Origin of the sequence: Citrobacter sp. TBCS-14 (assembly GCF_005280805.1) — a bacterium.
Lineage (GTDB): Bacteria > Pseudomonadota > Gammaproteobacteria > Enterobacterales > Enterobacteriaceae > Citrobacter > Citrobacter gillenii.
The window spans coordinates 730-978 of sequence record NZ_SZWM01001228.1 but is presented as its reverse complement, the minus strand read 5'-3'; the positions used below and the strand labels follow the sequence as shown (position 1 = coordinate 978).

Annotated in this window: 1 pseudogene; it reads left to right on the top strand. The window is 57.0% G+C overall.

Annotated features, from left to right (window positions below):
* Positions 1–2: 2 nt before the first annotated feature.
* Positions 3–249 (top strand): annotated as a pseudogene (gene wcaM / locus FDX22_RS32240) (colanic acid biosynthesis protein WcaM); the annotation flags it as partial.

Sequence of the window (249 nt, the reverse complement as noted above, 5' to 3'; positions counted from 1 at the left end):
TACTGCATTCTCCCGTTGCCCGGGCGCTTGAATCGCCGGGCAGCGTCAACATTCAGGATTACAATCCACAGGATTGGGTGGCTTCCTTCAGGCAGGCGTTTTCAGAGGCGCAAACCGTTGTCGTGCCTGCTGGTCTGGAGTGCAGGAATATCAATACCGCGATCGGGATCCCGCCTGGTAAAACGTTGCATCTGCAAGGCGGGGTCAGTAGCAGCAGTCGTGGGCGCTTTATTCTGCAGGATGGCTGTC